We start from the raw sequence: 23,657 nt of genomic DNA, 5'->3' as shown, positions 1-23,657 counted from the left end.
GAGGCGCCCTCTCACATCCCGCTCAGCCCGCTATCGACCGCGAGCGTCTGCGCGGTGACGTAGACGCTCTCGTCCGAGAGGAAGAACAGCACGGCATAGGCGATCTCCCAGGCGGTGGCCTGGCGACCGAACGGGATTTGGCCCTTGCCGCGTGAGGCGCGGCCGGCGCCAGCCTCGCGGCCGTTCGGCGTGTCGACGAGGCCGGGATAGACCAGATTGGCGCGGATGCCGCGGCGCGATCCGAGATGGGCGATGTTGCGCATGAGGCCGCCGAGCGCGGCTTTCGAGGAATCATACACCGCCATCTGCGAGCCGGCCTTCAGCGCGGCGATGGAGGAGATGAAGACGATGGCGCCGCCGTTGTCGAATTTCGGCAGGCCTGCGCGGCAGCACAGCATCGGGCCGCGAACGTTGACGTCGTAGATCGCATTCCACTCCTCGGGGCTGACGGCATCGAGCCCGACTTTGCCGAAGGTGCCGATGTTGAGGACCATGCCGTCGAGCCCGCCCATGGCGCGATGTGCTTCCTCGATCATGCGCTGGACGTCGGATTCAGAGGTGACATCGGCCGTGATGGCAAAGCCCTCGCCGCCTTCGTCGGTGATGTGCTTGACGGTCTGCTGCGCGGAGGTGTGGTTGAGATCGGCGACCGCAACCTTGGCGCCCTCGCGGGCGCAGAGAATGCTCATGGCGCGGCCGTTGCCGATCGGATCGGTGGCGGCGTCGAACACGCGCTGGCCACCGCCGACGATCAGGATCCGGCGGCCCTGGAGGCGTCCCCTGCCCGGCGCTTCGCCCAGCGATTCCGCACTCGGGGGGCGGACATAGCGGTCCGGCCTGGTCTCGGGATTTTCGGACATGCGCGCCCCCTATTTCTTGCCGCCGTCATAGACCTTCATGCCGGCTGCCGGGTCGAGATCGGTCTCGGTTGCTTCGGTGACACGCGCCATCATCATGTAGAAGCCGAGCGCGACGATGGATTCGACGATCTCCTGGTCGCTGAGATGCTCGCGCATGGCGGCGAAGATCGCCTCGGGAACGCGAACGTTCTCGACCACTTCGCGGCCGAATTTCAGCAGCGCGCGCTCGGCCTCGCTCAGGCCGGCGGCATCGTAGTCGGCGCGCTCGACCGCATCGATCTGTGCTTGCGTGCAGCCTACGCCGAGCGCGATCGGCACGTGCTGGCGCCACTCATAAGCGCCGCCTTCGAGCTGGGCGGCCTGGAGGATCAGGAGCTCGCGATTGACCGCACTGAGCTTCTGCTTGTGCAGAATCGAATTGCCGAGCCGCATCGCCGGAATCATGTTGGCCTCGGCATGCGCCATCATGCGGAAAATATTCAGCTTGACCGGCATGCGGTCGAACGAGGCGCGGATGTCGCCGCTGGTCGTCTCCGGATCAATCAGGGGCAGCCTTGCCACGATTCTCTCCCTTGGCTTTTCGTTTCTTGTTGTCCTGCGTCCCGCCATCCGCTGCGATCAGCGACAGGAAGAAGGCGAGATAGCGGTCGATCGCCTCGATCACCTTCGGCCGCGGCGACGGTGCCGCGCCCATCACGTAATGCTCGAGACGGATGTAGATCAGCCCGGCCGCGAACAGCCGCGCGGTCTCGCGCGGATCCGGCGTCGAGACCAGGCCGGCGAGCGCAAAACCGCGGAAATAATCCGTCATCATGCTCTGCTCGCGCGCATAGAAATGATCGGCGAATTTGGCGCGAATGCCGGGCACGCGGTTGCGCTCGGCGGTGATGACTTTCTGGAACTGGTGCTCACGCGGATCTGACCATTGCTCGACGAGATCCAATGCAAACTGCCGGCAGAACGCGGCAGGCTGGCGCGCGAGCTGCCTGTAGCGCGGCTCTTCCAGCCGGCTCGCCGAGCTGGCCGGTCCGTGCTCGCTGACGATCGCCTCGAGGATCGCGGCCTTGCCGGCGAAGTGATTGTAGAGGCTGCTCTCGCGGATGCCGACGCGACGCGCGAGCTCGCGCATCGAGGCGCCGCCATAGCCGCTCTGCGCGAACAGATCGAGCGCCTCGGCGAGGATGCGCTCGCGGGTCGTGGGCGCAGCCGCTTCCGCCCCGCTGGTGGTGTGGACAGCCATGCGGCTTGACTAACGAACGATCGTTCGCTAGTCAACCGTCGGCACGATCGCTCGTTCGGTCTTGCGCTTCAACTCCGCTCTCAAAAGAAGCGGAGAGCAATCTGGGGAGACTGGGTCATGGCGCGCTTCGTCCATTTTCGTCTGCTGCGCGCCGCAACATTGTCATTGGTCGTAACGTCCTCCGCAATGCTGCCCGCGCGCGCCGAGGATCCGGCCGCCTATCCCACCCACAAGATCAGGATGCTGCTGCCTTATGCGGCCGGTGGCGGCGGCGACGTGATCGGACGACTGCTCGGCGACAGGATGGGCAAGACGCTCGGACAGAGCGTCTATATCGAGAACCACACCGGGGCTGCCGGCACGCTCGGCACGCAGATGGTCGCGGCGTCGGCGAACGACGGCTACACCATCACCGTTGGCGGCATGACCACGCATGTGCTGGCGCCGGCGATCTATCCGAAACTGCCCTACGATTCGATCAAGGACTTCACCACGATCGGGCGCATCGGCACGTCCTCGATCATGCTGGTGGCGACCAAGGATTTTGCGGCCAACGACATCAAGGGCCTGATCGCGCTGGCCAAAAAGGGCGAGCCGATCCAGTACGGAAGCTGGGGCGTGGGCTCGACCGGACAATTCTGCGCGGAAATCCTGATGCAGCAGACCGGAATCAAGATGGACCACGTGCCGTTCAACGGCATCGCCAAACTGGCCGGCGATCTGCTCGGCGGCCACATCTCGCTGGCGACGCTCGACATGGCGACCGCGACGCCGCTGGTGAAGGACGGCTCGATCAAGGCGCTGGCCGCCTGCGGCGAGCGCTCGCCGAGCCTGCCGGATGTCGCCAGCTACAAGGAACAGGGCGTGCCGTTCGACCGCAGCCTGTCCTGGGCGATGTATGCGCCTGCGGGCCTTGCCGAACCGATCGCAAGAAAGCTGTCGGCGGCACTGAAGGACGCGCTCGCCGATGCCGAGGTGAAGCAGAAGCTGCTGGGGCTCGGCATCACGCCGCAATTCGTGGCGGGCGACGAGCAGCGTGACATCAACGCCCGCGACATCGCGGCCTGGAAGCAGGTTGCCAAGGACGCGGGCATCGAAGTGAAGTAAATCGGGGTCGGGTGGACAAGGTAACAAGGAGAGCGCGGGCATGAGCCGCATCTTCGGCGCGGTGCGTCAGAACGGATATGTGGTGCGGGACATCCACGCCGCGATGAAGCACTGGATCGAGGTGATGGGCGTCGGCCCCTGGTACTACATGGATCGCATCCAGACCGACTGGTTTCGCCATCGCGGCGAAAACTCTGCCGTCGAGATGAGCATCGCGCTGGCCAATTCCGGCGACCTCCAGATCGAGCTGATCCAGCAGCGCAACGACGCGCCCTCGCTGTACAGGGAATTCCTCGAGTCCGGCCATGAAGGCCTCCAGCACATGTCCTACTGGAGCCACGACTACCAGGCCCTCTACGACAGGGCGCTCGGGCTCGGCTACAGGATCGGCCATGAGGGCCAGATCGGCGGGGACAGAGGGCGCTTTGCCTATTTCGACACCCAGGCCCATCCAGGCACCGTGATCGAGATCTCCGACATCAGCGGTACCAAGGGGCCGTTCTTCGAGAAGGTTCGGCAGGCGGCTTTGAGCTGGGATGGCACGCGGCCGATCCGCGAGGTCGGCGTGAGCCGATGACGCCGGAGGTCGGCAAGGGGATGCAGGACCGACCAGGTTCACCGGGCTGCTGGCGCGGTAGAAATCCGTGGTAACGTGAGCCTCGTGTCCGAACCTTCAGCGAGGCAAGCATGTCCAACACTGACAAGGTTTTCGCCGGCTCGATCCCGAAACTCTACGACGAATATCTGGTCCCGCTGATCTTCGCCGTTTACGCCGACGACATCGCAAGACGTGTCGCGGCCCGCTCTCCCTCCGTGCTGCTCGAGATCGCGGCAGGCACCGGCGCGGTGACGCGCGCGGTGGCGGCGGCGCTGCCGCCCGGCGTCCGCTATGTCGCGACCGACCTCAACGAGCCGATGCTCGCCGTCGCGGCGCAGCGTCAGGCAGACGACGATCGCATCTCGTGGCGCCAGGCCGACGGATCAGCCCTGCCCTTCGACGATACCGAATTCGACGTGGTCTGCTGCCAGTTCGGCGCCATGTTCTTTCCGGACCGCGTCAAGGCTTACGGCGAAGTGAAGCGGGTCCTGAAGGATGGCGGCACGTTCGTGTTCAACGTCTGGGACCGCATCGAGGACAATGTGCTGACGCATGAAGCCACGATCGCGCTTGAAGAGCTGTTTCCCGACGACCCGCCCCGTTTCATGGCCCGAACGCCGCACGGCTATCACGACAAGGCCGTCATCAGAACCGACCTCGAACGCGCAGGCTTCCGTGACATATCGATCGAAACGCGAGCTGAAATAAGCCGCGCGCCATCGCCCGAGCACGTCGCGATCGCGCTCTGCCAGGGCACGCCGCTGCGCAGCGAGATCGAGGCCCGCGATGCCAGCAAGCTTCAGGCTGCGACCGACATCGTTGCCGAGGCGATCCGGACGCGCCATGGGTCCGGACCGATCGAGGGCAAGATCCAGGCTATCGTGATCGAGGCGCGGCGGTCCTGACGGGCTTCGATCTGCCCGCCTCCTACCAGAAGCCCCGCTGCATCGGCTGTGCCGGCTGATAATATTGATACTGGCCGCGCCGGCGCGGATTGACGGGCTGCGGGTTCGGATCGCGCTGGAAGAAGAAGCCGAAGCCGTTGCCGCCATTGTCCCAGCCGTCGTCGCTCGCCATCGCCATCGGAGGCGCGGTCGGCTTGCGCGTGATGAAACCGCCCTGGGGCTGGTTGCTCAGCACCGCGACGAACTCGGTGCGGTAGTTGGTCTCGCTGCTCAGTGGCTCGTCCGAGATGATGATCGAGGACCGCGGCAACGCAGTCGGCGCGATGCGATCGAGCACCTCCTGCGGGATGGTGATCCGGTCGAGCGCGTTCTTGGCGTTGTCGCCGTCTTCGATCGTGACCACGCTCCAGCGCAAGCCGGCGTCGTTCTTCGCCATCGCCGTGAAGATATGCGTGCCGAGCGGCAGGTCCGGACTGCGGATGGTGACGGGGACCTCGATGCTGGTGTCGAACACCTCGCCGCCGCCGTCCGGTGCCGGCTTGTGCGTGTTCCGCCGCACATAGAGCTTCTGCGTCGCGCGGCTGATGTAGACCGAGACCGGCTCGAGCGCGAGCTTTGCGTCGGTCGCGGCCTTCACGGCGTCGGCCTTCCTGGCCGCTGCCGCCTTGGCCGCCTCTTTCGTGGCCGCGACCGCATCGCGCTTCGGTTGTGCGGCAATCTTGGCAGCATCGAGCTGCGTCGTCGCGTCGGCGGCCCTGGTGGCGGCCTTCTGCTTCAGCTCCTCGGCCTTGGCGCGGGCCTGATCGGTCTTGGCGGCCGCGAGCTGCTTGTCGGCGAAGGCGAGCTCGGCATCAGCGCGGGTCTTCTGCTGTTCCAGCTTGCGCAGCGAGGCCGGCAGCGATGCCGCCTCTTTCGCGGCCAAAGTCGCGGCCTTCTTCGCCTCGTCGGCCGCCCTTGTGGCCTCCTCGGCCTCGCCGGAGAGCCTGCCGATTTGGCCCGGCGCTGCGGCAATGGCGTCCCGCTTCGGCATGAACAGTGCGGGATGAACGATGTCCATCGGAGCCGCGTCGTTCGGCGAGATGATCACCCGCATCCCGATGTTGGTCTTCTCGAACAGGCCCTCCGCGAAGCCGAACGGCATTCGCACGCAGCCATGCGAAGCGGCATAGCCCGGCAGCGGCCCGCCATGCAGCGCGATGCCGTTCCAGGTGATGCGCTGCATGTTCGGCATCCAGGCGTCGTCATACATGGTCGAGTGGTGGTCCTTGTCCTTCTCGACGATGGCGAAGACCCCGGCGGGCGTCTCGCGCCCCGTCGTGCCGGTGGACACCGGCGCGCGAAAAATCCAGCCCTCGGCGTCGTAGAAGGTGACCTGCTGGCTCTTGATCGAGACGATCGCCATGATCGGTTCGCCGGCCTCGCGCGGCGCCACCGCCTCGGTTGGCTGACGCGCCTGCTTGGCGGCATTGGCCGGGCCCACAGCCGCAAAGGCGAGCATCGCCGCCAAGGTCACAATTCCGGGAGGCCCCCAACGCCGCATCGCCACGGTAGATTGCGCCGTTGTCATCAGGTTTCTCATGCCATCCTCGGTCGAAATGCCAGTCCGCCGGTCATTGATCAGATTGCGATCTTTGAATTAAGAAATTGCAGCCGCCTTACGTTCCGTCTGTGGCGACATTCGGCACGTTCCGGCGATAAATCTCATATACGACGGTTGACGCAGGCGGAAGGGCGGCGCGCGGCCGAAGCTGGCGGTCTATCGCTGCGACAGAATGACCGGGGGTCGGTGACACGGCTCCCAGCGCCCGGCGTCGGACGGCGAAGCCACGTTGAACGGACGATGAACGCCCATCGCCTTGCGATCGCGCGGATTCACGCCATTCGGCGGCCGCGCGGGGGCGGCGTAAGCTGAGCCACTGGAGTCAAGACACTGCCTTTTCAAACAAGCTTGGCTGCCTTGCCAAACAAGGCCGCCTCGCCAAAGGAGACGAGCCGCTGCCGCTCCTCGTCCCATAAGGTCAGCCGCACGGTCCGCAAACTCTGGAGCAGCGTAATCCGCCCGACACCAGCGAACTGCGGATGGTCGCGCAACACGTCCTGCAAGCGATAGCAGGGAATTCGACTGGACAAATGATGGATGTGGTGAACGCCGATATTTGCCGTGAACCATCGCAAGACAGCCGGCAGTTGGTAGTGAGAGCTGCCGTGCAGCGCGGCGTCGTGAAAATTCCAGGTCTCGTCGTGGGCCCAGTGCGTGTGCTCGAACTGGTGCTGGACGTAGAACAGCCAGACACCGATCGATGCCGCCAGAACAACGATCGGCAGATGCACGAGCAGGAACGGCCCATAGCCGACCAGCTGGATCATCGTGACGGCGAGAACCGCGAGGCCGATGTTCGTGCCCATCGTGCTCAGCCAGGGTTTCCAGCCGCGACGCATCATCCCGACCGGCAATCGGTGCTTCAAGATGAACAAATATGTGGGACCGACGCCAAACATCACGAGGGGATGTCGATACAAGCGATACAGCGTCCGACGCCATCGCGACCGCCCGAGAAATTCGCGCGTGGTCAGCGTATCGATGTCGCCCAGGCCCCTGCGATCGAGATTGCCGGAGTTCGCATGATGGCCTGCGTGATTATGCCGCCAATAGCCGTATGGCGTCAGTGTCATCACACCGATGGCTCGGCCGACCCAATCGTTCGCAACGCGGCCGCGGAAGAACGAGCCGTGTCCGCAATCATGTTGGATCATGAAGAGGCGGACCAGCAAACCCGCCGCGGGCACCTCCAGCAGGAGGGCAAACCAATAGCCCTGGTCAAGAGCGGCCCAAATCAGAGCCCAGAGGACGACGAACGGTATCGCTGTAATCGCAAGTTCGAGGATACCCCGTGTGTTGTCGGGCTCGCGATAACGGGCGAGCAACTGCGCCGATGCGCGGATTTCCGGTATTCCTTGGCTCATATCTGCTCTGCTCCCGACATGCCGCCCAAGAAGCACGGTTATGGCCACCGACGCAACAAAATCGCCCTCCGCCTGGACAGCTTCCCGTCGGAACCGAGCCATCGCCAGGCCAAGCGGCGCTTTCAGAGCTTCAGACGGTGAGGCCAAGCCTCGTCAGACATCGCGGCTTAAACGCCCAGCGCCTTGCGGTTGAAGGTGCGCAGGAAACGCAGCGACAGCGTCCGGACGTTTGCGACGTTCAGCAACCAGCCGGCAGCAGCATAAGCGAGCCCGCCGGCGAGGCTCACGACCATGAGCGGGACGAGGCCGATCCCATTGACCTGGGATCGTGCCAGGAGGATCGCAGCCGCCATCGCCGCAGCGGAGACCGCAACGCCGGCGAGGCGGTGGAGGTCGAACGGGACCGGATGGGCGCGATGCATCAGGACGACGGCAACGAGGAAGCCGATCGCTTCGGTTGCGAGCGTCGCCAGCGCCGCGCCGTAGAGGCCATGGCTGGCCACCAGCACGAACATCAACGCGACGCTGACGACCAGCGTCAGGAACGACTGCGCCGCCAGCATGAACGGCCGCTCGGCAAGCTGGAAGCTGATCTGCACGTAGAATTGATTGGCGATGCCGAACAAGCGCGCGAGCACCAGGGTCGGCAGCAACGCCGACACGCCGGCGCGGAAGTCGACGCCGACGAGCGTGCCGGCGACCTGGTCGGCCGCGAGCGCGAGCCAGACGGCGACGGGCGCGACCACGACGAGCAGAAGCTCGAGGCTCTCGGTCAGCCGCTCCCGCGTCGTCTCGGTGTTTTTCTCCGACAATGACCGGAACACCAGCGGCACGGTCGCCGCGGCGACGCTGGAGGCGATCATGACCATGAACTGTCGCGGCAGATCGGCGGCGACGCCAAAGATGCCGGCGGCGTCCTTGCCGAGCAAATAAGCCACGATGAGGCGGTCGCAGGCTGAATAGACCGCAACGGACAATCCGGCCAGCGTCAGCGGCAGGCCGTAGCGCGCGAGCTGCACGAACTGGCTGCGCTGAAAGCGCGCGATCCTGGTGCGGTCACCGACGAGGTTCAGGATGATCCCGGCGAGCGAACCCAGGCCGAATGCGGCGAGCAGTCCCAATCCACCCCAGCCGAGCCAGATGCCGAGCAGGCCGAAACCGACGCTCGACACGCTGCGCACGATCGAGATCGCCGCGAACCTGTAAGGGCGCAGTTTTGCGCGCTCGAACTCCTGGCCGACATCGACGGCATTCGCCATGATCGCGACGAACATGCTGGCCAGCAGCAGCCCAACGCTGAGATCACTGCGGAACAGGAAGACCAGCGGCGTGGTGGCGCAGAGGACGGCGACGGTGAGCGCGAAGGCGACCATTGCAGTGCCGCGAAAATCCACCTCGGCCGACATCGCCTGATAGCGCGACACCGAGAGCTTGATCCAGGCGAAGAAGATCGCGCCCAGAATGCCCGCCAGGCTGATGCCGACGACATAGACGCCGTACTCCGCCGGCGTCAGCAGCCGGGTGTAGGCCGTGACGGCGAAGAAGCCCACCGCCGCAGGCAGGATGTAGGCGACGAGATAAATCGAGAAATGGCGGTTCAGCATGCGAGCACGGGACCGGCAACATTGTTGCGAGTGTGACGGCCGTTCATCAATTGGACCATGGCAGGGCGAACGAATTGCGCCGCAGCATCTCTGAAGAATGTCACATAAGTCTGGAGATCGGGCGGCGAATGCGGCTTTGAGGCCGCTTTCGCGGGTTAGCGTTAAATTTGCCCTTCCCTGACGGCGGCAGGGCCACCGAAAGGAACCGTGATTTCGCAGATGGCAAAGTTAACCCAACGAGGGGAAACCCCGGCGTTGCAAGGCGTCGCTTGGTACGATGGCGCGTTGGTTCCGATTAAGGAATGCCGTGACCAGGCTCGACAGACGCGAATTTCTCCTCGGCAGCGCCGCGGCACTCGCGGCGGGCGCATCGGCGTCCGCAGCGACGGCGTCGAAACTCGCCCAGCGCAATCAGGGATTTGGTGCCGCGGCCACGCTCTGGGATCTGCAAGCCGATCCCAGGCTCGGCGAAGCCATCAGCACCTATTGCACGCAGGTGGTTCCGGTGCTCGAGCTGAAATGGCCGATGCTGCGTCCCGACGCGCACACCTTTGCCTTCGAACGTGCCGACGCGATCCTGGATTTCGCCCGGCAGAACGACCTGACGATGCGCGGGCACGCGCTCGCCTGGTATCACGACATCCCGGACTGGACCAAGCAGATCAAGGATACCAAGGGCGTCGAGCGCGCCTATGTCGACCACATCGGCACCGTCGTCTCCTATTACAAGGACAAGCTGACGTCGTGGGACGTCGTCAACGAGCCGATCCCGGACAATCCGCGCAGCCCGAAAGACCGGCGCGAGTCGTTCTGGACGCAGCATCTGGGCAATCGCTGGATTCCGCTGGCGTTCCGCACGGCGGCCGCGGCCGATCCCTTCGTCAAGCTCGCGATCAACGAATACGACATCGAGTCGGCCAAGGACACGTTCATTGCGAAGCGCGCGGCCTACCGTCATCTCATCATGGACCTGCTCGACCAGGGCGTGCCGTTGCACGCCGTGGGACTGCAATCGCATCTGCATGCCGAGCTCGAGATCGACACCCATGGGCTCGCCGAGTTCGTCACCGAGCTGCGGTCCTGGGGGCTGGAGGTCTATGTCACCGAGCTCGATGTCGACGACCAGAAGCTGACGGGGACGCCGGCGGAGCGCGATGTCATCGTCGCCAAGCGCGTCGATGATCTCTTGACCGCGATCTCGACCAGCGGACCGGTGCGCTCGATCCTGACCTGGGGCCTATCGGACCGCTACAGCTGGATCAACGGCACCTTTGCGCGGGCGGACAAGCAGCCGAACCGCCCCTTGCCGCTCGACGGCGAATTCAAGCCGAAGCCGTTCATGAACGTGATCAGCAAGTTCACGAAGGACGCGTGAAGGCGCCGGGTCTCAGCGCGTCTTCGGAGCCTCGAACTGAACCTCGTCCCCGATGTCCTCCGGAGACAGGCTCGGACTGCGACGGTCGCGCGAGCTGAGGCGGAACACGTCGCGAATGTCGTCGATCGAGGTCGACGAATAGGACTGGATGCACAGCGCCACCTGGTCGGGCGAAGCGGCGCGCATCATCGCTTCGATGGCCGGGCGGTCGAGGCGCGTGTCGTCCCAATGCGAGACCGCGATGCTGTCTTCGGTGATCCGATGGGCGGCCAGATGCGCGGGCGAGTTCGCGACGAAATGGCCGTACATGAGATATTCCGAGAACTTCTTCTTCCGGCACAGTGCCAGAACCCAGTTCAATCCCGTCGCCGACTTGATCGCGTCGGTCATCGCACGCGCGGTGTCCTTGTCCCAGACCAGCGCGTTGCCGACATAGTCGTCCGCGGGGAAGGACCGGTCCTTGATGCCAAGGAGCTGATCGACGGTGCGGAGCCACAGGACATGCAAGGGGTGGGCGGCGTCGATTCCGTTGCGCGTGACGAATAGCGGCGTCTTCTCGGCGCCGGCATATTGCCCGACGTCGAATTCGCGGAAGAACAGATTGTCCGAATCCAGGATGCAGACGCGCTGCTCGGGCGCGTTGAGGACGCCGGCGATCTTGAGGATCTGCTGGATGTGCCAACCATGAACAGGTGATGACAGAAGCGACAGCCAGACGCGCCGTTTGCTGATGAACTGGAGAGCCGGCGGCAGCGCCCACAGCCATTTCGGCAAATAGCGCGAGGCCGGAACGATGACACGCTTCTCGGAAGCGAACCGCGCGAACAGCGGCAGATCCTCATCGTTAACGAGAACATAATGCCGCGTGTAGCCCGTCAACCACGTGTCGATGCTCTCGCTGAGCAGCGAAAAGCGCTCGATATCCTTGGCGTAGCTGGCGGTCAGCAGGGCAACGGAATGCATGGCGCACGCTCGTATGGCGATCAGGCCGTACTCATAGCGGCGCATAGATAGGCTGGAAACTCACAATCTGAATCAAGGTAAAGCGAAACAGAGGGGTGACCGCAGGAAAGGTTAGCCTTCGGACGCAAGGCTTCTGACGTAGGCGATCGCTTGCTCAGCTACGGTGGGATCAAGATCCGTTTTACGTATCCTTTGCTCAATCAGCTCCAGGTCCAAAGGCCGCGTCCCATGGATCGCGCTGACGAACCTCTTATCCCTATCATCCAACCTGGCGAGTTTTGACACGACGAGGTCTTCCAGCGCAGGCGCCACGCCGGTCACCGTCCGTCCCCCGACTTCAGTTTGTACTCTGACCGCCCGGTTCAGCCATCCTCTCGGGAGCTTAGCCGTCGTCTCATCGACGCCATCGATGTAGAAACCATGCGTGCGGTGGAACTGGCTTTCAGCTCCAAAAAGGCCGTCGATGTGTTCAGACGCAATGGGCTGCACACCGTCACGCGTGTGCTTGGCCTCCTTCATTTCCCAGACTTTTGCGTTTGCTGGGAAGGCATCGATTTCCGGCGATTGCCTCGTCGCCTCTGGCGCATCGGACATGGAAGCCAGTATCGCCTGACTGCCAACGATGTACACCGTATCCGTGTCAAATGCGAAGGCCAGGGCTCTGACGACTCTAAGCAAGTCCTCGAAATCACGTACGGGGCCACCCTCAGCCATCACAGATCTCAATCAGAAGCAATTTGAGTACTCAAGGCGCGTTCGACGATTCGTCTTGCAGCTCTTCGTAGCCGGATGCGCATGTCGTAATCCCCAAAATGGACGCCTTCGGTGAGAAAGAATGGCGACGAATTGCGCAATTTGACCATCTCGCGATCGCGACTGATCAGTTTCACCGCAAGTTCTCCAGTCGGAAGAGCAAGCAACTCCTGCCACTCGCGCACGAAAGGCCAATCGGTAAATTGGTCAGCCTGACGGGTATGAGCTGCTTTGGCCTTTTCGACCAAAGATGGATCGCGGCGAAGCCTCCGCACGATCAGCCGATGCATCATCAGCTTCGCGGTATCGCCAACCACACCTTCGTTCAATCCGTCATCCATCTGTTCATCCGGGCCCAGCTGGAAATATAGACAACTCGCCGGGAACAAAACAGGGTGCAACTTCCCAATAGTTACCACTTTGGCGCGGTGAGCCCTAATCCAACGGCAGCCCCTGCTCGATGCCGCGAAAGCGCAGCGGCGCCAGCGCGGAGGCGCGCTGCCACCAATCGGCGACGCGGTCGTCGAGCGCAGTCACGCCTCGACCCTGACCGGGGAAGATCCGGATCTGCTGCACCGTCTCGGCTTCGAACCCCTTGCCCTTGCGGGTGATCTTGAGCGCGGCGCCTTCGCGGTCCCGCTGGGTCAGCGGCACCAGAAGCCGGCCGCGCGGACGAAGCGACCGAAGCCAGAGCGAATGCGGCTGCGAGAAGCCGGCATGAACGATGATCACGTCGGCGGGTTCGCCGATGTCCTCGCATCCGTCGCCATGGACGACCGCGACGTTGCGATAGGCGCCAAGATAGGTTGCGGCGCGCGCCGCAAGCCGCTCGTCGCATTCGATCGCCCGCACCTTGCCTTTGGGCCCCACGATCTTCGACAGCACGGCCGAGAAATAGCCGAGCCCGCAGCCGATCTGGACGACACGGTCTCTTTCCCCGACCTCGAGCAAATCGATGAAGTGCGCCCACAGGCTCGGCAGCCCGGTGTCGAGCTTGCGGCGCGCATCGATCGCGACCAGCACATTGTCCTGGAGATGAACGGGATCGGCATCCGGCGTCAGCCGATAGTTGCGCGCCGCCTCGCTCTTGACGCGCCAGGGTCCCTTCGCCAGAAACTTTTCGCGCGGAACAGTGGCGAGGGCTTCGAGCAGGCGCGTCGAGGAGATCCGCTCGCGTCTTGCGATCAGCTCCACGTAACGCGTACGCGCGGCGGCAAGGTCGCTCATCTCACGGGATGGCCTGTGCGCGAACAGGCGCCTCCGCGCCGAGCTCGTCGATCAGTTGCATCGCCTGTTTCAGGTCCGGCGTGGAAAAGCCCTCGCTGAACTTGCCGACGATCGGTACGAGCAGGAGACGAGCGTGCTCGCGCTTTCCGGCTTCGTGCGACAGGCGCGCGAGGCTGACGGCGGTGCGAAGCTCCCACGACAGCGCGCCCTGCTTGCGCGCGATCTCCAGCGACAGGTTGAACAGATCCTCGGCCTCCTGCACCGAGGCCGGATTCCCGTCCGACAGGGTGATTTCGCCTTGCAGGCGGTAGACTTCGGCGAGGTAGGAGTGATCGCCGGTCCGTCTTGCGGTCGCGAGCGCACCGTCCAGCGCGCGCAAGGCGGCATCGCGCATCCCGACTTTGGCGTAGGCCTCCGCGAGCAGGCAGCGGAACCAGCAGCCGGCGAGCCAGGAATCCATCGCTTCGTATTCGTCAAGGCCGAACCGCATCTGGCTGAGACCTTCGTCGGCCTCGCCGAGCTGCGCCAGCGCCCACCCGCGCAGGATCGCCGCCTGCTGCTTCCAGTGCAGGAAATTGTGCTCGGTGGCGATGATCATGGCGCGGTTGGCGTGGTCGCGCGTGCCCTCGACATCGCGCAAATGCTGGCAGAGATAGGCGCCGAACACGAGCGCGAAGGCGAGCGTGAAGGGATGGCGGATCTTCTCGGCGTTCGCGATCGCCTGCTCGCTGTGCTGGCGCGCCGCGTCCGGCCGGCCGAGGAACCACAGGAGGTAGCCGAGATAGGACAGCGAGACGACGCCGGGATCGGTGCCGTGCCGCTCCATCAGATCGGAGTGCAGGTCGGGGCTGTAGAGGTTGATGCAGCGATGCAAATGGTGCTGGGACGCGGCAAAGCGCCCGCGATAGAGCATCGTCATCGCGATCGAGCGATGCGCCTCGATCAGATAGCCGGTCTGCTGCGCCGGTTGCGTCCCCTCGTTCAGCCGCTCGCGCTTGGCGAACTTCAATAGCTCGACGCTGAGATCGTGCGCGCGGGTGAGATCGGCGCGGATGAAATGACAGACCCAGAGCCCGCGCGTGGCGGCGAAGGCCTTTTCGTCGTCGTCGAGCTGCTGGCCGAGTTCGAGGGCGCGGACGTAGTTCTCCTCGACCTCCTGCACGGCATAGCCCTTGGCGGCGATCAGCGCGTTGCCGAGCGCGATGCGCAGTTCGAGCTCCATCTCGTCGGCGCCCTGCATGCGCGCATTGGCCTGCACGACGCTGAGGCCGCGGCCCAGATGCCCGATCGCCTCCAGATTGGCGCCACTCTTGGCCGCCTGCTTGCCGGCCTTGAGCCAGAAGCTGGCGGCGCTCTCGCTCTGGCCGGATTCGGTCATATGATGGGCGAGCAGTTCCGGTTCGCGCTCGGTCTTCTCGGGATACATCTCGGCGAGCACCTGGGCGATCCGGGAATGCAGCTTGCGCCGCTCGCTGTGCAGCAAGCTCGCATGCGCGGCGTTCTGAATCATCACGTGCTTGAAGGAGTAGAGCGCGTCGGGCGGATGGCCGCGGCGCATGATCAGCCCGGCCTCCTCCAGGTGATTGAGCGCGGCCTCGATCTGTTCGGCGGGCGTATTGGCGACCGCGTGCAGAGTCTCGTAGGAGAATTCGCGACCGATGGTGGCGCCGATCTGCGCGATCCGCTTGAACGGTCCCATCCGGTCCAGCCGCGCCATCAGCGAGTCCGTCAGCGTCGCCGGGATCGCAAGCTGCCGCCACGGGCCCGACAGCACATAGCGCCCGTGCCGTTCGGTCAGGAGGTTGGATTCGAGAACCGTCTTGGTCAGCTCCTCCAGGAACAGCGGCACGCCGTCGGTCTTGACGATGATCTCCTCGATGACCTCCTTGGGAAGCTCGCGTCCCGCCACGCGCTCGACCAGCGTCGCGCGCAACTGCCGGCTCAACCGGTTCAGCACCAGGGTCGTGATATGCGAATGGGCGTTCCAGCTCGGCTGGAATTCGGTGCGCGCGGTGATGATGACCAGGATCGGCCGGTTCTGCGCCCGGTCGACCAGGAGATCGATCACCTCACGGGACGTCGGGTCGATCCAGTGCAGATCCTCGAATGCGATCACCAGCGGCTGCTCGCGCGCGAGGCCGAGGAAATGATTGACCAGCGCCGCGACGGTCGCATCCTTTTGCTGCTGCGGCGACAGCTCCAGCGGCGGATAGCGGTCGCCGGTCGGAATTGACAACAGCGCGGCAAACAGCGGCGCAACCTGCTCGATGTCGCCATGAGCGGCGGCGATCGCGGTCTCCAGGCTCGCCAGCGACTGCACGGACGCATCCTCGCGATCGAGGCCGAGAGAGAATTTGAGCTGCTCGGCGAACGGATAGAACGCCGTGGAGGTGTAATAGGGCGAGCACTGGAACGAGACCTGTCCATGGCGATCGCCCGCGATCCGGTCGAAGATCTCCTGGATGATGCGCGACTTGCCGATGCCGGGCTCGCCGAACTTGACCACGACCTGGCCCTCGCCCTCCTTCGCCTGCTGCCAGCGCCCCATCAGCAGCGCAATCTCCTCCTCGCGGTTGACGAGCGGGGTCAGCCGCGTGCCCATCGCGGCGGCGAAGCGGGTCTCCACCCGCGAGGCGCGCATCACGTGCCAGGCCTGGGCCTTCTCCGAGATGCCCTTGAGCGCGTGGACGCCGAGATCGCGGTAGTCGAACTTCCCCTTCAGCAGCGACTGGGTCGACGTGGAAATCACCACACCGTTGGGCGGCGCCAGGCCTTGCAGGCGTGCGGCGAGATTGACGGTTTCTCCGACCGCGGAGTCGCGCTCTTCGGTGCCCTGTCCGACGAGGTCGCCAACCACGACGAGACCGGTTGCGATGCCGATGCGGACGGCGGGTGAGTGGCTGAGCGCACCACGCGGCTCGATCGCGCGGGCGGTCGACAGCACCCGGACGATTTCCAGCCCCGCGCGCACGGCGCGCTCGGCGTCGTCCTCATGTGCGGTCGGATAGCCGAAATAGACCAAAATACCGTCCCCGACGAAGCGGGCAGCAAAACCTTCGTAATGCTTCACCACGCGGACGCAGGTTTCGCGGAAGCTCGCGATCATGTCGCGCACGTCTTCCGGATCGAACTGCACCGAGAGCGAGGTGGAATCCACCATGTCGCAGAACATGGTGGTGAGCTGACGCCGCTCGGCGCCGACCTCCGTCCGGACTTGCGAGCGCACCGCCGCGTCGGACTTTTCCGCGGTTTCGGCCCGGAACAACGCGGTCATGGCCCGCTGGAGCCGCTTCCGATCGCCGAGCGGCAATCCGAGCTCGACGAGATCGGATTCGGTCAGGTCCGCCATGACGTCGAGATCGAGACGGTGCTGCGCGAAGAGATCGGTATAGTGGCTAAGACCGATGCCCTCGAGCCAGCGCTTCAGCCCGCCTTCCGTTCCCGTGCCCGGCTCATTCTCCAGCATGGTGATTCCGCCCGACCAATTACTCCGTCGAAGGGCTTAGGGCCCCGCAACCACAGATTTTGGGGCCAAAACTTCACCTCAGACTGGACGCGTTCCCCAACTTCTTGGAAGAATAGCCCAATCGGATCAAAAGGGAACGGAATTGTCGGACGTCACAGGCCCAGCCCCGCGGGAATCAGCGAGCACGACGGCCGAAGCGAAGATATTCGCGGATATCGGCGGTCTTCTCGATTTCCATGCCCGCAAGACGCCGGCGGCCCCGGCCCTCCTCGCCCCCGGCCGGCCGCTCCTCAACTACGGCGGGATTGGCGAGCGGACGCAGGATCTGGTCCGCACGCTGCGCGGGCTTGGCATCGCCCCTGCCGACCGTATTGCGGTTGCGCTGCCGCGCGGTGCCGACAGCGCAATGGCCCTGATTGCGGTCGCCTCGAGCTGCGCTTGCGTCCCCGTCAATCCCGATCTGACGGCGGACGAGCTGCAACGCTATTTCAGCGAATTGAAGCTGACGGCACTCGTCACCCGGGCGGACACGAACTCGGCGGCCCGCGATGTCGCCAAGGCGCTCGATATTACCGTGATCGATTTCGTGCCGGGGTCGCAAGACGATCTCGGCGGCTGCGCGTTCGTGGGGCCGGCGGTTGGACCGGCGATCAGCAGCGGCGCCTCGCGCGGCGACGATGACGCGTTCATCCTGCTGACCTCAGGCACGGCGGCGCGGCCGAAGATGGTGCCGCTGACGCATCGCAACGTCTGTCTCTCCGCCTACAATGCCGGCCGCGTGCTGTCGCTTGCGTCCCACGATCGTCTGCTCAACGTCCTGCCGCTGTTTCACGCCCATGGTTTGATCTCGGGCCTGCTGACGGCGCTGGCCGCGGGCTCCAGCGTGATCTGTACCGAGGGTTTCGACGCATCCTCCTTCTTCGGCTGGATGCGGCAGCTGCAACCGACCTGGTACACGGCAGTGCCGACCATTCATCGCGCGCTGCTGACGGCGGCGGAAGCGAACCCGGATCTTGCCCGATCGTCGTCGCTGCGCGTGATCCGCTCCGCCTCGGCCTCGCTTGCGCCTGCGATCCTCGACGGGCTGGAGGCGACGTTCGGCGTTCCCGTGCTCGAGACCTACGGCATGACGGAGGCGGCCTCGCAGATCGCGGCCAATCCGTTCGAGCTGCGCAAGGTCGGATCGGTCGGCCGCGCCGCGGGCCCCGAGATCGCCATCATGGACGAGGCGGGCCGTGCGCTCGCCAGCGGCGAGCCCGGCGAGATCATGCTGCGCGGACCCAACATGAGCCGCGGCTACTATAATGACGAGGCGGCGACGCAGGCCGCCTTCCGCAACGGCTGGTTCCGGACCGGCGATCTCGGCTATCTCGACGCCGACGGCTATCTCTTCATCGTCGGCCGTATCAAGGACGTCATCAACCGCGGCGGGCAGAAGATCTCGCCCCTGGAGGTGGAAGAGGTTCTGCTCAGCCATCCGGCAGTGCTGGAGGCCGGCGTGTTTGCCGTCCCGCACCAGAAGCTCGGCGAGAACGTCGCCGCAATCGTGGTGCTGCGGCCGAATTCCGAGGCGACCTCGGACCAGTTGCGCCAGTTCGCACGGAAACGGCTCGCGGCCTACAAGGTGCCGAGCCTGATCCGCAGCGTGGCGACGCTGCCGAAAGGCGCCAGCGGCAAGGTCAAGCGCAATGCGCTCGCCGAGCTGATCGCAACAATAGGCGGCGGCGAGGAGGAGGCGCGTCTGCCGCACAACGCGCTGGAGACCGAGCTCGCCGGGATCTGGGCCAATTTGCTGGAGCTGCCGCAGGTCGGGAGCGATCAGGATGTCTTCGCGCTCGGCGCCGACTCGCTCGCGGTGACGCAGATGCGCTCGCGCCTGCGCGAACGCTTCAATGTCGACTTCTCGTTCGAGGACGTGTTTGATTGCGCCACGGCCGCCGCGCTTGCGGCCCGGATCGAGACCGCTGCAACCCAGACGATGCTGCCTGCCTGGCGCCAGGCCACGGAAGCAGACGCGCCGCTGTCGTTCCAGCAGCAGCGGATGTACGTGCTCTCGCGGCTGGACCCCACGCGCTACAATTATAACGTCGTCGAAGTCGCGCTCCTCAAGGGTGGGCTCGACGTCGCCGCACTCTCTACTGGCCTCGCCGCGGTGTCGGCGCGCCATGAGGCGTTGCGGTCGGTCATCACCGAACGCGAGGGCGAGCCGGTGCAGCTTGTGCTGCAATCGCCGCCGCAGTTCGAGCGGATCAAGCTCAAGCCCTGCCCCGCGGACAAGCGGGCCGCTGTTGTCAGGCGCGAAGCGTTCCGGCTCGCACAACATCCGTTCGACCTCGCGCACGAGGCGCCGCTGAAGGTCACGCTGCTCTCGTTCGACAAGAGCAGCCACGCGCTCGTGGTCAATGTCCATCACCTCGTCACCGACGGCTGGTCGCAGCGGCTGTTCTGGGAAGAACTCGCCGCCCATTATTCGGCAGCGCGCAGGAACGACGTGGCCGCACTGCCTTCGCCCGCCTTCCAGTACCGCGACTTTGCGCTCTGGCAGCAGAGCTGGGCGCAGTCGCCCGCGGCCAGGGAGCAGCTCGATTACTGGCGGACGCAGCTGGACGGCGTCACCACGCTGCCGCTGCGGACCGACCGGCCAAGGCCGGAGGTCTGGAGCGGCCACGGTGCCCGTCACTATCTCGAATTCTCCAAAACTCTGTCGGCCGACCTGCGCGCGCTGAGCCAGAACCAGGGCGTCACACCCTTCATGACCCTGCTCGCCGTATTCCAGTGCCTGCTGTTCCGCCACACCGGACACGAGGATGTCGCGACCGGCTCGCTGATCGCCAACCGCAACCAGATCGAGAGCGAGCGCCTGATCGGACTGTTCGCCAACACCGTGATCCTGCGCAATGATTTTGGCGGCGATCCGAGCTTCGGCGACATGTTGCGCCGGGTACGGCAGGTCACACTCGATGCCTACCGCAACCAGGACCTCCCGATCGAAGAAGTCCTGCGCGCGCTTCAGATCGCGCGAAGGACGGACGGCAATCCGCTGTTCCGGATCATGTTCATCCTCCAGAATGCATCGATCGAGGCGGCACGTTTCTCCGGTCTGTCGACGCGGCGGATCGAGATCGATCCAAAGGTGGCGCGATTCGACATCACGCTCGAACTGGTCGAGGCCGACGGCCGTTTCACCGGCTTCTTCGAATACGCCACCGATCTGTTCGACGCGGCGACGATCGAGGGCATGGCCGCTCAGTTCAAAACCCTGCTCAAATCCGTCATCGCCGATCCCGAGCAGCGCATCTCGCACTTGCCACTCCTGACCGAGGCCGAACGCCGGCAGCTGCTGGCGCAGGGCCGGGGCGTGTCGGCCAATTTCACCACGCGCGGCAATTTGAGCGAACGTTTCGACCGCCAGGTCAAGAAGACGCCGAACGCGATCGCCGTGTCGGACGGCCGCACATCCCTGAACTATCGCGAGCTGGCGCGCCGCAGCCAAGCGGCCGCGCGCTGGCTGGCCCGCGAAGGCGTCGGCGCCGAGACCGTAGTCGCCTTGCTTGCAGATCGTGGGCCCGACCTGCTCGCGGCGATGATCGCCGTGCAACGCGTGGGCGCCGCCTTCCTCAATCTCGATCCCGACCAGCCGCCGGCACGGCTCGCAACCATCCTCGGATCGAGCGGCGCCCGCATGCTGCTGACCGGACGGGCGCAGTCGTCCATGGCCGAGGCACTGCTCGAACCGCTGGTCGAGCGCATCCAAATGGCCGAACTCGAGGACGCCATCGCGCCAGCGTCGAGCAAGCCGGCCCGTGCAACGCGGCGCGCGGCGTCGAGCCTTGCCTATCTCATCTACACTTCCGGCTCCTCCGGCGCGCCGAAGGGCGTCATGATCGAGCAGCGCGGGCTGTCGAACCATCTGGCCTCGCTCATCTCCGAGCTGAACCTCTCGTCCCGGGACGTGATCGCGCAGACCGCGCCGCAGAGTTTCGTCATCTCCGTGTGGCAGTTCCTCGCGGGGCCGATGGTCGGCGCGCGCGTCCATGTCTGCGGCACCGCGATCGTGCAGGACCCGATTTTGCTCGCGCGCGAGATCGAGCGCGAGGGCATCACGGTGCTCGAGATCGTCCCATCGCTGCTGCGCGTGATCCTCGATCGCATGGACGAGGCACAAATCCGACGCGCCTTTGCGAGGCTGCGCCTTCTGATCTCGACGGGCGAGCCGTTGCCCGTCGATCTCTGCAAGGCCTGGTTCGCCCGCTGTCCGAAAGTGCCGCTGATCAACGCCTATGGTGCCTCGGAATGCTCCGACGACGTCTCGCTGCATCGCCTGACCAGGGCGCCCTGGACCACGACGGGCAACGTCCCGGTCGGCGCGCCGCTGCCGAACACCCGGCTCTACGTGCTTGACGCAGGCCTGCAGCCGCAGCCGGTCGGCGTGACCGGCGAGCTCTGCATCGGCGGCGCCGGTATCGGCCGCGGCTATGTCAACGATCCCGCGCAGAACCGGCAGCGCTTCCTGCCCGATCCGTTCTCGCGCAAAGCAAGCGGCCGACTGTACCGGACCGGTGACCTCGCCCGCCGCCGCGCCGACGGCACGATCGAATGCCTCGGTCGCGCCGACCATCAGGTCAAGGTCCGCGGCTACCGTATCGAGCTCAAGGAGATCGAGAACGCGCTTGCCGACCATCCCAGTGTGCGCGCCGGCATCGTCGAGCCGCGCCGCGAAGCGGGCGGCGATATCAGGCTGATCGCTCATATCGTCGCAAAATCCGGCAGCCGGAGCAGCGCCAGCGAGCTGCGCGACTTCCTGAAGAGCCGGCTGCCGGGCCATGCCATCCCGTCCGCGTTCCTGTTCCTGGATCAGGTGCCGCTCAATGCCCATGGCAAAATCGATCGGGCCGCGCTGCTGGCGCCGGCGCAGCAGGAAAAATCCGGACCGGATGCGGCGGTGCCCGCGCGGCGCTTCACCGAAAAGGTGCTGTCCGACATCTGGATCGACCTGCTGAAGGTCGAGAGCCTCGGCGTCACCGACAATTTCTTCGACCTCGGCGGCCATTCGCTGCTGGCGGGCCAAGTCATGGCGCGCGTCGCCCGGGCGCTCGGCGTGTCGCTGCCGATCAAGACCATCTTCGAGGCACCGACGATCGACGAACTTGCCCGGCGGGTCGACGAGGCCGTGGCGGCAAAGCCGCGCAAGCCGGCCGCAAGTTTCGCAAGGCTGGCTACAGCGAGCCTGGCCGAAGGCAGCCCTCCCATGCTCTCGATCGCGCAGGACCAGATGCTGCGGATCGAGCAGAATCTTTCGGGTTTGCCGCTGTTCAACCTGCCTTTCGCCTTCCGTCTCCAGGGGCCGCTCAATCTGGCCGCATTGGCGCAGGCGATCGATGAGATCGTGCGCCGGCACGAATCGCTGCAGACCCATTTCGGCTGGAGCGGCGGGGAGCCCGTCAGCCGCATCGCCGCGCCCGGCGCCCTCGGCCGTGTCCTGACCGTCGAGACGATCGGCGACGGTCAGCCCCACAACAACAAGCGGCGCAAGGCGCTGGAGCTCCGCAAGATCAATCTCCTGATCGAACAGGAGACCTATGTCCCGATCGACACCACGCGCGCGCCGCTGCTGCGCGCCCGGCTGTTGCGGCTCCACGATTGCGATCACGCGTTGCTGCTGACGCTGCACCACGCCGTTGTCGATGGCTGGTCGATCGGCGTGCTGTTCGAGGAATTATCGAACCGTTATGCGGCGCTGGCCGGCCATCGGTCGATGCCGCTGCCGAAACCGCCGCCGGCCTTTTCGGACGTGGCGCGCTGGCAGCGCTGGTGGTGCGGCACCGATGCCGCCCGCCGTCAGACGGCCGACTGGACCGAGAATTTGCGCGGGGCGGCTCCCCTCTTCGAGGGCGTATCAAGGCCGGGCCCGTCCAGGGGGCACCATCCGGTCAGCCTCAAGCGTGAGCTGATCGGCCGGCTCGCGGCCTTCGCCGGGCAGCACAATTGCACGCTGTTCATGTGCCTGCTGACCGGCTTGAAAGCCGTGCTGCTGGCGCGGACCGGCCGCCACGACATCTCGATCGCCACCGCCATGGCCAATCGCGCCCAGCCGGACACCGACCGGATCGTGGGTCCGTTCGAGAACACGGTGATCGTTCGCACCAAAATCACGCCGGAGCTGTCGTTCGCGCAGGCCGTCGCCCGGGTCCGCCAGAGCGTGCTTGACGCGCATGCGCGCCAGGAGCTGCCGTTCAACATCCTGGCCGACCATCTGGAGCAGGAGGGGGTCAATCCGGCCTCGCTGCTCCAGGTCTATTTCACCCTGCAAAATCCGCTGCGCCAGCCGCTCGATCTGCCTGATCTCACGACAGGATCGATCGGCAACATCGCCCGCGAAGGCCAGCCGGTGCTGCCGATCGACCAGACCTGGCTGTCGCTGATGCTCAAGGAGCGGTCGACGGGAATCAGCGGTTCGTGCAATTACAAGAGCGAGTTGCTCGACGGCGCTACGGTCGGCCAGTGGATGGAGGATCTCGTCGCGCTGCTCGGGGCGGCTCTCGTCCAACCCAATGCGCCACTCGGCCGATTGCTCGATCGCAGGGCGGCATGACCG

General features: G+C 65.1%; 16 protein-coding genes. 5 read left to right on the top strand and 11 right to left on the bottom strand.

Translation table 11 applies throughout. The features are described from left to right. Nucleotides 1–11: 11 nt before the first annotated feature. From BRA471DRAFT_RS08990 to BRA471DRAFT_RS08980, 3 genes are read right to left on the bottom strand one after another with little or no spacing between them, the layout of a single operon-like run. Nucleotides 12–860, bottom strand: coding sequence for an SDR family NAD(P)-dependent oxidoreductase (locus tag BRA471DRAFT_RS08990; RefSeq protein WP_007606406.1), 849 nt, complete (start codon nt 858–860; stop codon nt 12–14). Nucleotides 861–869: 9 nt separating this feature from the next. Beyond that, nucleotides 870–1,421: a carboxymuconolactone decarboxylase family protein gene (locus BRA471DRAFT_RS08985; protein ID WP_007606405.1), complete on the bottom strand. Its 552-nt coding sequence runs from the start codon at nt 1,419–1,421 to the stop codon at nt 870–872. Next, nucleotides 1,399–2,100 carry a TetR/AcrR family transcriptional regulator gene (locus BRA471DRAFT_RS08980; protein ID WP_007606403.1) on the bottom strand — a complete coding sequence of 234 codons (702 nt, stop codon included), beginning with the start codon at nt 2,098–2,100 and terminating at the stop codon, nt 1,399–1,401. Before BRA471DRAFT_RS08980 ends, BRA471DRAFT_RS08985 begins: the two co-directional genes overlap by 23 nt. A gap of 117 nt (nt 2,101–2,217) precedes the next feature. Here BRA471DRAFT_RS08980 and BRA471DRAFT_RS08975 point away from each other — a divergent pair, with 117 nt between their 5' ends. From BRA471DRAFT_RS08975 to BRA471DRAFT_RS08965, 3 genes are all read left to right on the top strand, one after another. After that, entirely contained in the window at nt 2,218–3,207 is a 990-nt protein-coding gene (locus tag BRA471DRAFT_RS08975) for a tripartite tricarboxylate transporter substrate binding protein (protein WP_007606402.1), read from the top strand. Nucleotides 3,208–3,247: 40 nt separating this feature from the next. Continuing rightward, a complete protein-coding gene (locus tag BRA471DRAFT_RS08970) occupies nt 3,248–3,784 on the top strand; it encodes a VOC family protein (protein ID WP_007606400.1) in 537 nt (178 codons plus the stop codon). Between the two features lie 110 nt (nt 3,785–3,894). Then, on the top strand, nt 3,895–4,710 hold the full coding sequence (locus BRA471DRAFT_RS08965) for a class I SAM-dependent methyltransferase (protein WP_007606398.1): 816 nt from the start codon (nt 3,895–3,897) through the stop codon (nt 4,708–4,710). Nucleotides 4,711–4,732: 22 nt separating this feature from the next. Here the strand turns inward: BRA471DRAFT_RS08965 and BRA471DRAFT_RS08960 are convergent, their stop codons facing one another. The 3 genes from BRA471DRAFT_RS08960 to BRA471DRAFT_RS08950 all read right to left on the bottom strand — a co-directional run bounded on the left by BRA471DRAFT_RS08960 (nt 4,733) and on the right by BRA471DRAFT_RS08950 (nt 9,278). Then, nucleotides 4,733–6,289 (bottom strand): L,D-transpeptidase, encoded by a 1,557-nt coding sequence (locus BRA471DRAFT_RS08960; protein WP_007606395.1) that lies wholly within the window; start codon nt 6,287–6,289, stop codon nt 4,733–4,735. Nucleotides 6,290–6,648: 359 nt separating this feature from the next. Continuing rightward, the gene (locus BRA471DRAFT_RS08955) at nt 6,649–7,674 is read right to left on the bottom strand and encodes a fatty acid desaturase (RefSeq protein WP_007606390.1); all 1,026 of its coding nucleotides are present in this window, start codon (nt 7,672–7,674) and stop codon (nt 6,649–6,651) included. A 167-nt stretch (nt 7,675–7,841) separates the two neighbouring features. Then, nucleotides 7,842–9,278, bottom strand: coding sequence for a lipopolysaccharide biosynthesis protein (locus BRA471DRAFT_RS08950; RefSeq protein ID WP_007606388.1), 1,437 nt, complete (start codon nt 9,276–9,278; stop codon nt 7,842–7,844). Nucleotides 9,279–9,585: 307 nt separating this feature from the next. Between BRA471DRAFT_RS08950 and BRA471DRAFT_RS08945 the strand changes: the two genes are divergently transcribed. After that, nucleotides 9,586–10,653 (top strand): endo-1,4-beta-xylanase, encoded by a 1,068-nt coding sequence (locus tag BRA471DRAFT_RS08945; protein ID WP_007606386.1) that lies wholly within the window; start codon nt 9,586–9,588, stop codon nt 10,651–10,653. A gap of 12 nt (nt 10,654–10,665) precedes the next feature. Here the strand turns inward: BRA471DRAFT_RS08945 and BRA471DRAFT_RS08940 are convergent, their stop codons facing one another. The 5 genes from BRA471DRAFT_RS08940 to BRA471DRAFT_RS08920 form a co-directional block, all read right to left on the bottom strand. After that, nucleotides 10,666–11,616, bottom strand: coding sequence for a DUF6492 family protein (locus BRA471DRAFT_RS08940; protein ID WP_007606383.1), 951 nt, complete (start codon nt 11,614–11,616; stop codon nt 10,666–10,668). A 111-nt stretch (nt 11,617–11,727) separates the two neighbouring features. Next, nucleotides 11,728–12,330, bottom strand: a complete 603-nt coding sequence (locus BRA471DRAFT_RS08935) for a DUF6036 family nucleotidyltransferase (RefSeq protein WP_007606380.1) — start codon at nt 12,328–12,330, stop codon at nt 11,728–11,730. 8 nt (nt 12,331–12,338) lie between these two features. Further along, a complete protein-coding gene (locus BRA471DRAFT_RS36625; RefSeq protein WP_007606378.1) occupies nt 12,339–12,710 on the bottom strand; it encodes a hypothetical protein in 372 nt (123 codons plus the stop codon). Between the two features lie 94 nt (nt 12,711–12,804). After that, nucleotides 12,805–13,596 (bottom strand): protein-L-isoaspartate O-methyltransferase, encoded by a 792-nt coding sequence (locus BRA471DRAFT_RS08925; protein ID WP_007606376.1) that lies wholly within the window; start codon nt 13,594–13,596, stop codon nt 12,805–12,807. 1 nt (nt 13,597) lies between these two features. Then, nucleotides 13,598–17,062, bottom strand: a complete 3,465-nt coding sequence (locus BRA471DRAFT_RS08920) for an AAA family ATPase (protein WP_007606374.1) — start codon at nt 17,060–17,062, stop codon at nt 13,598–13,600. 142 nt (nt 17,063–17,204) lie between these two features. Between BRA471DRAFT_RS08920 and BRA471DRAFT_RS08915 the strand changes: the two genes are divergently transcribed. Beyond that, nucleotides 17,205–23,654, top strand: a complete 6,450-nt coding sequence (locus tag BRA471DRAFT_RS08915; RefSeq protein WP_007606372.1) for a non-ribosomal peptide synthetase — start codon at nt 17,205–17,207, stop codon at nt 23,652–23,654. Nucleotides 23,655–23,657: the final 3 nt, after the last annotated feature.

The sequence above is a fragment of the Bradyrhizobium sp. WSM471 genome, assembly GCF_000244915.1.
Taxonomy (GTDB): domain Bacteria; phylum Pseudomonadota; class Alphaproteobacteria; order Rhizobiales; family Xanthobacteraceae; genus Bradyrhizobium.
This window is presented reverse-complemented; position numbering and strand designations above follow the sequence as displayed.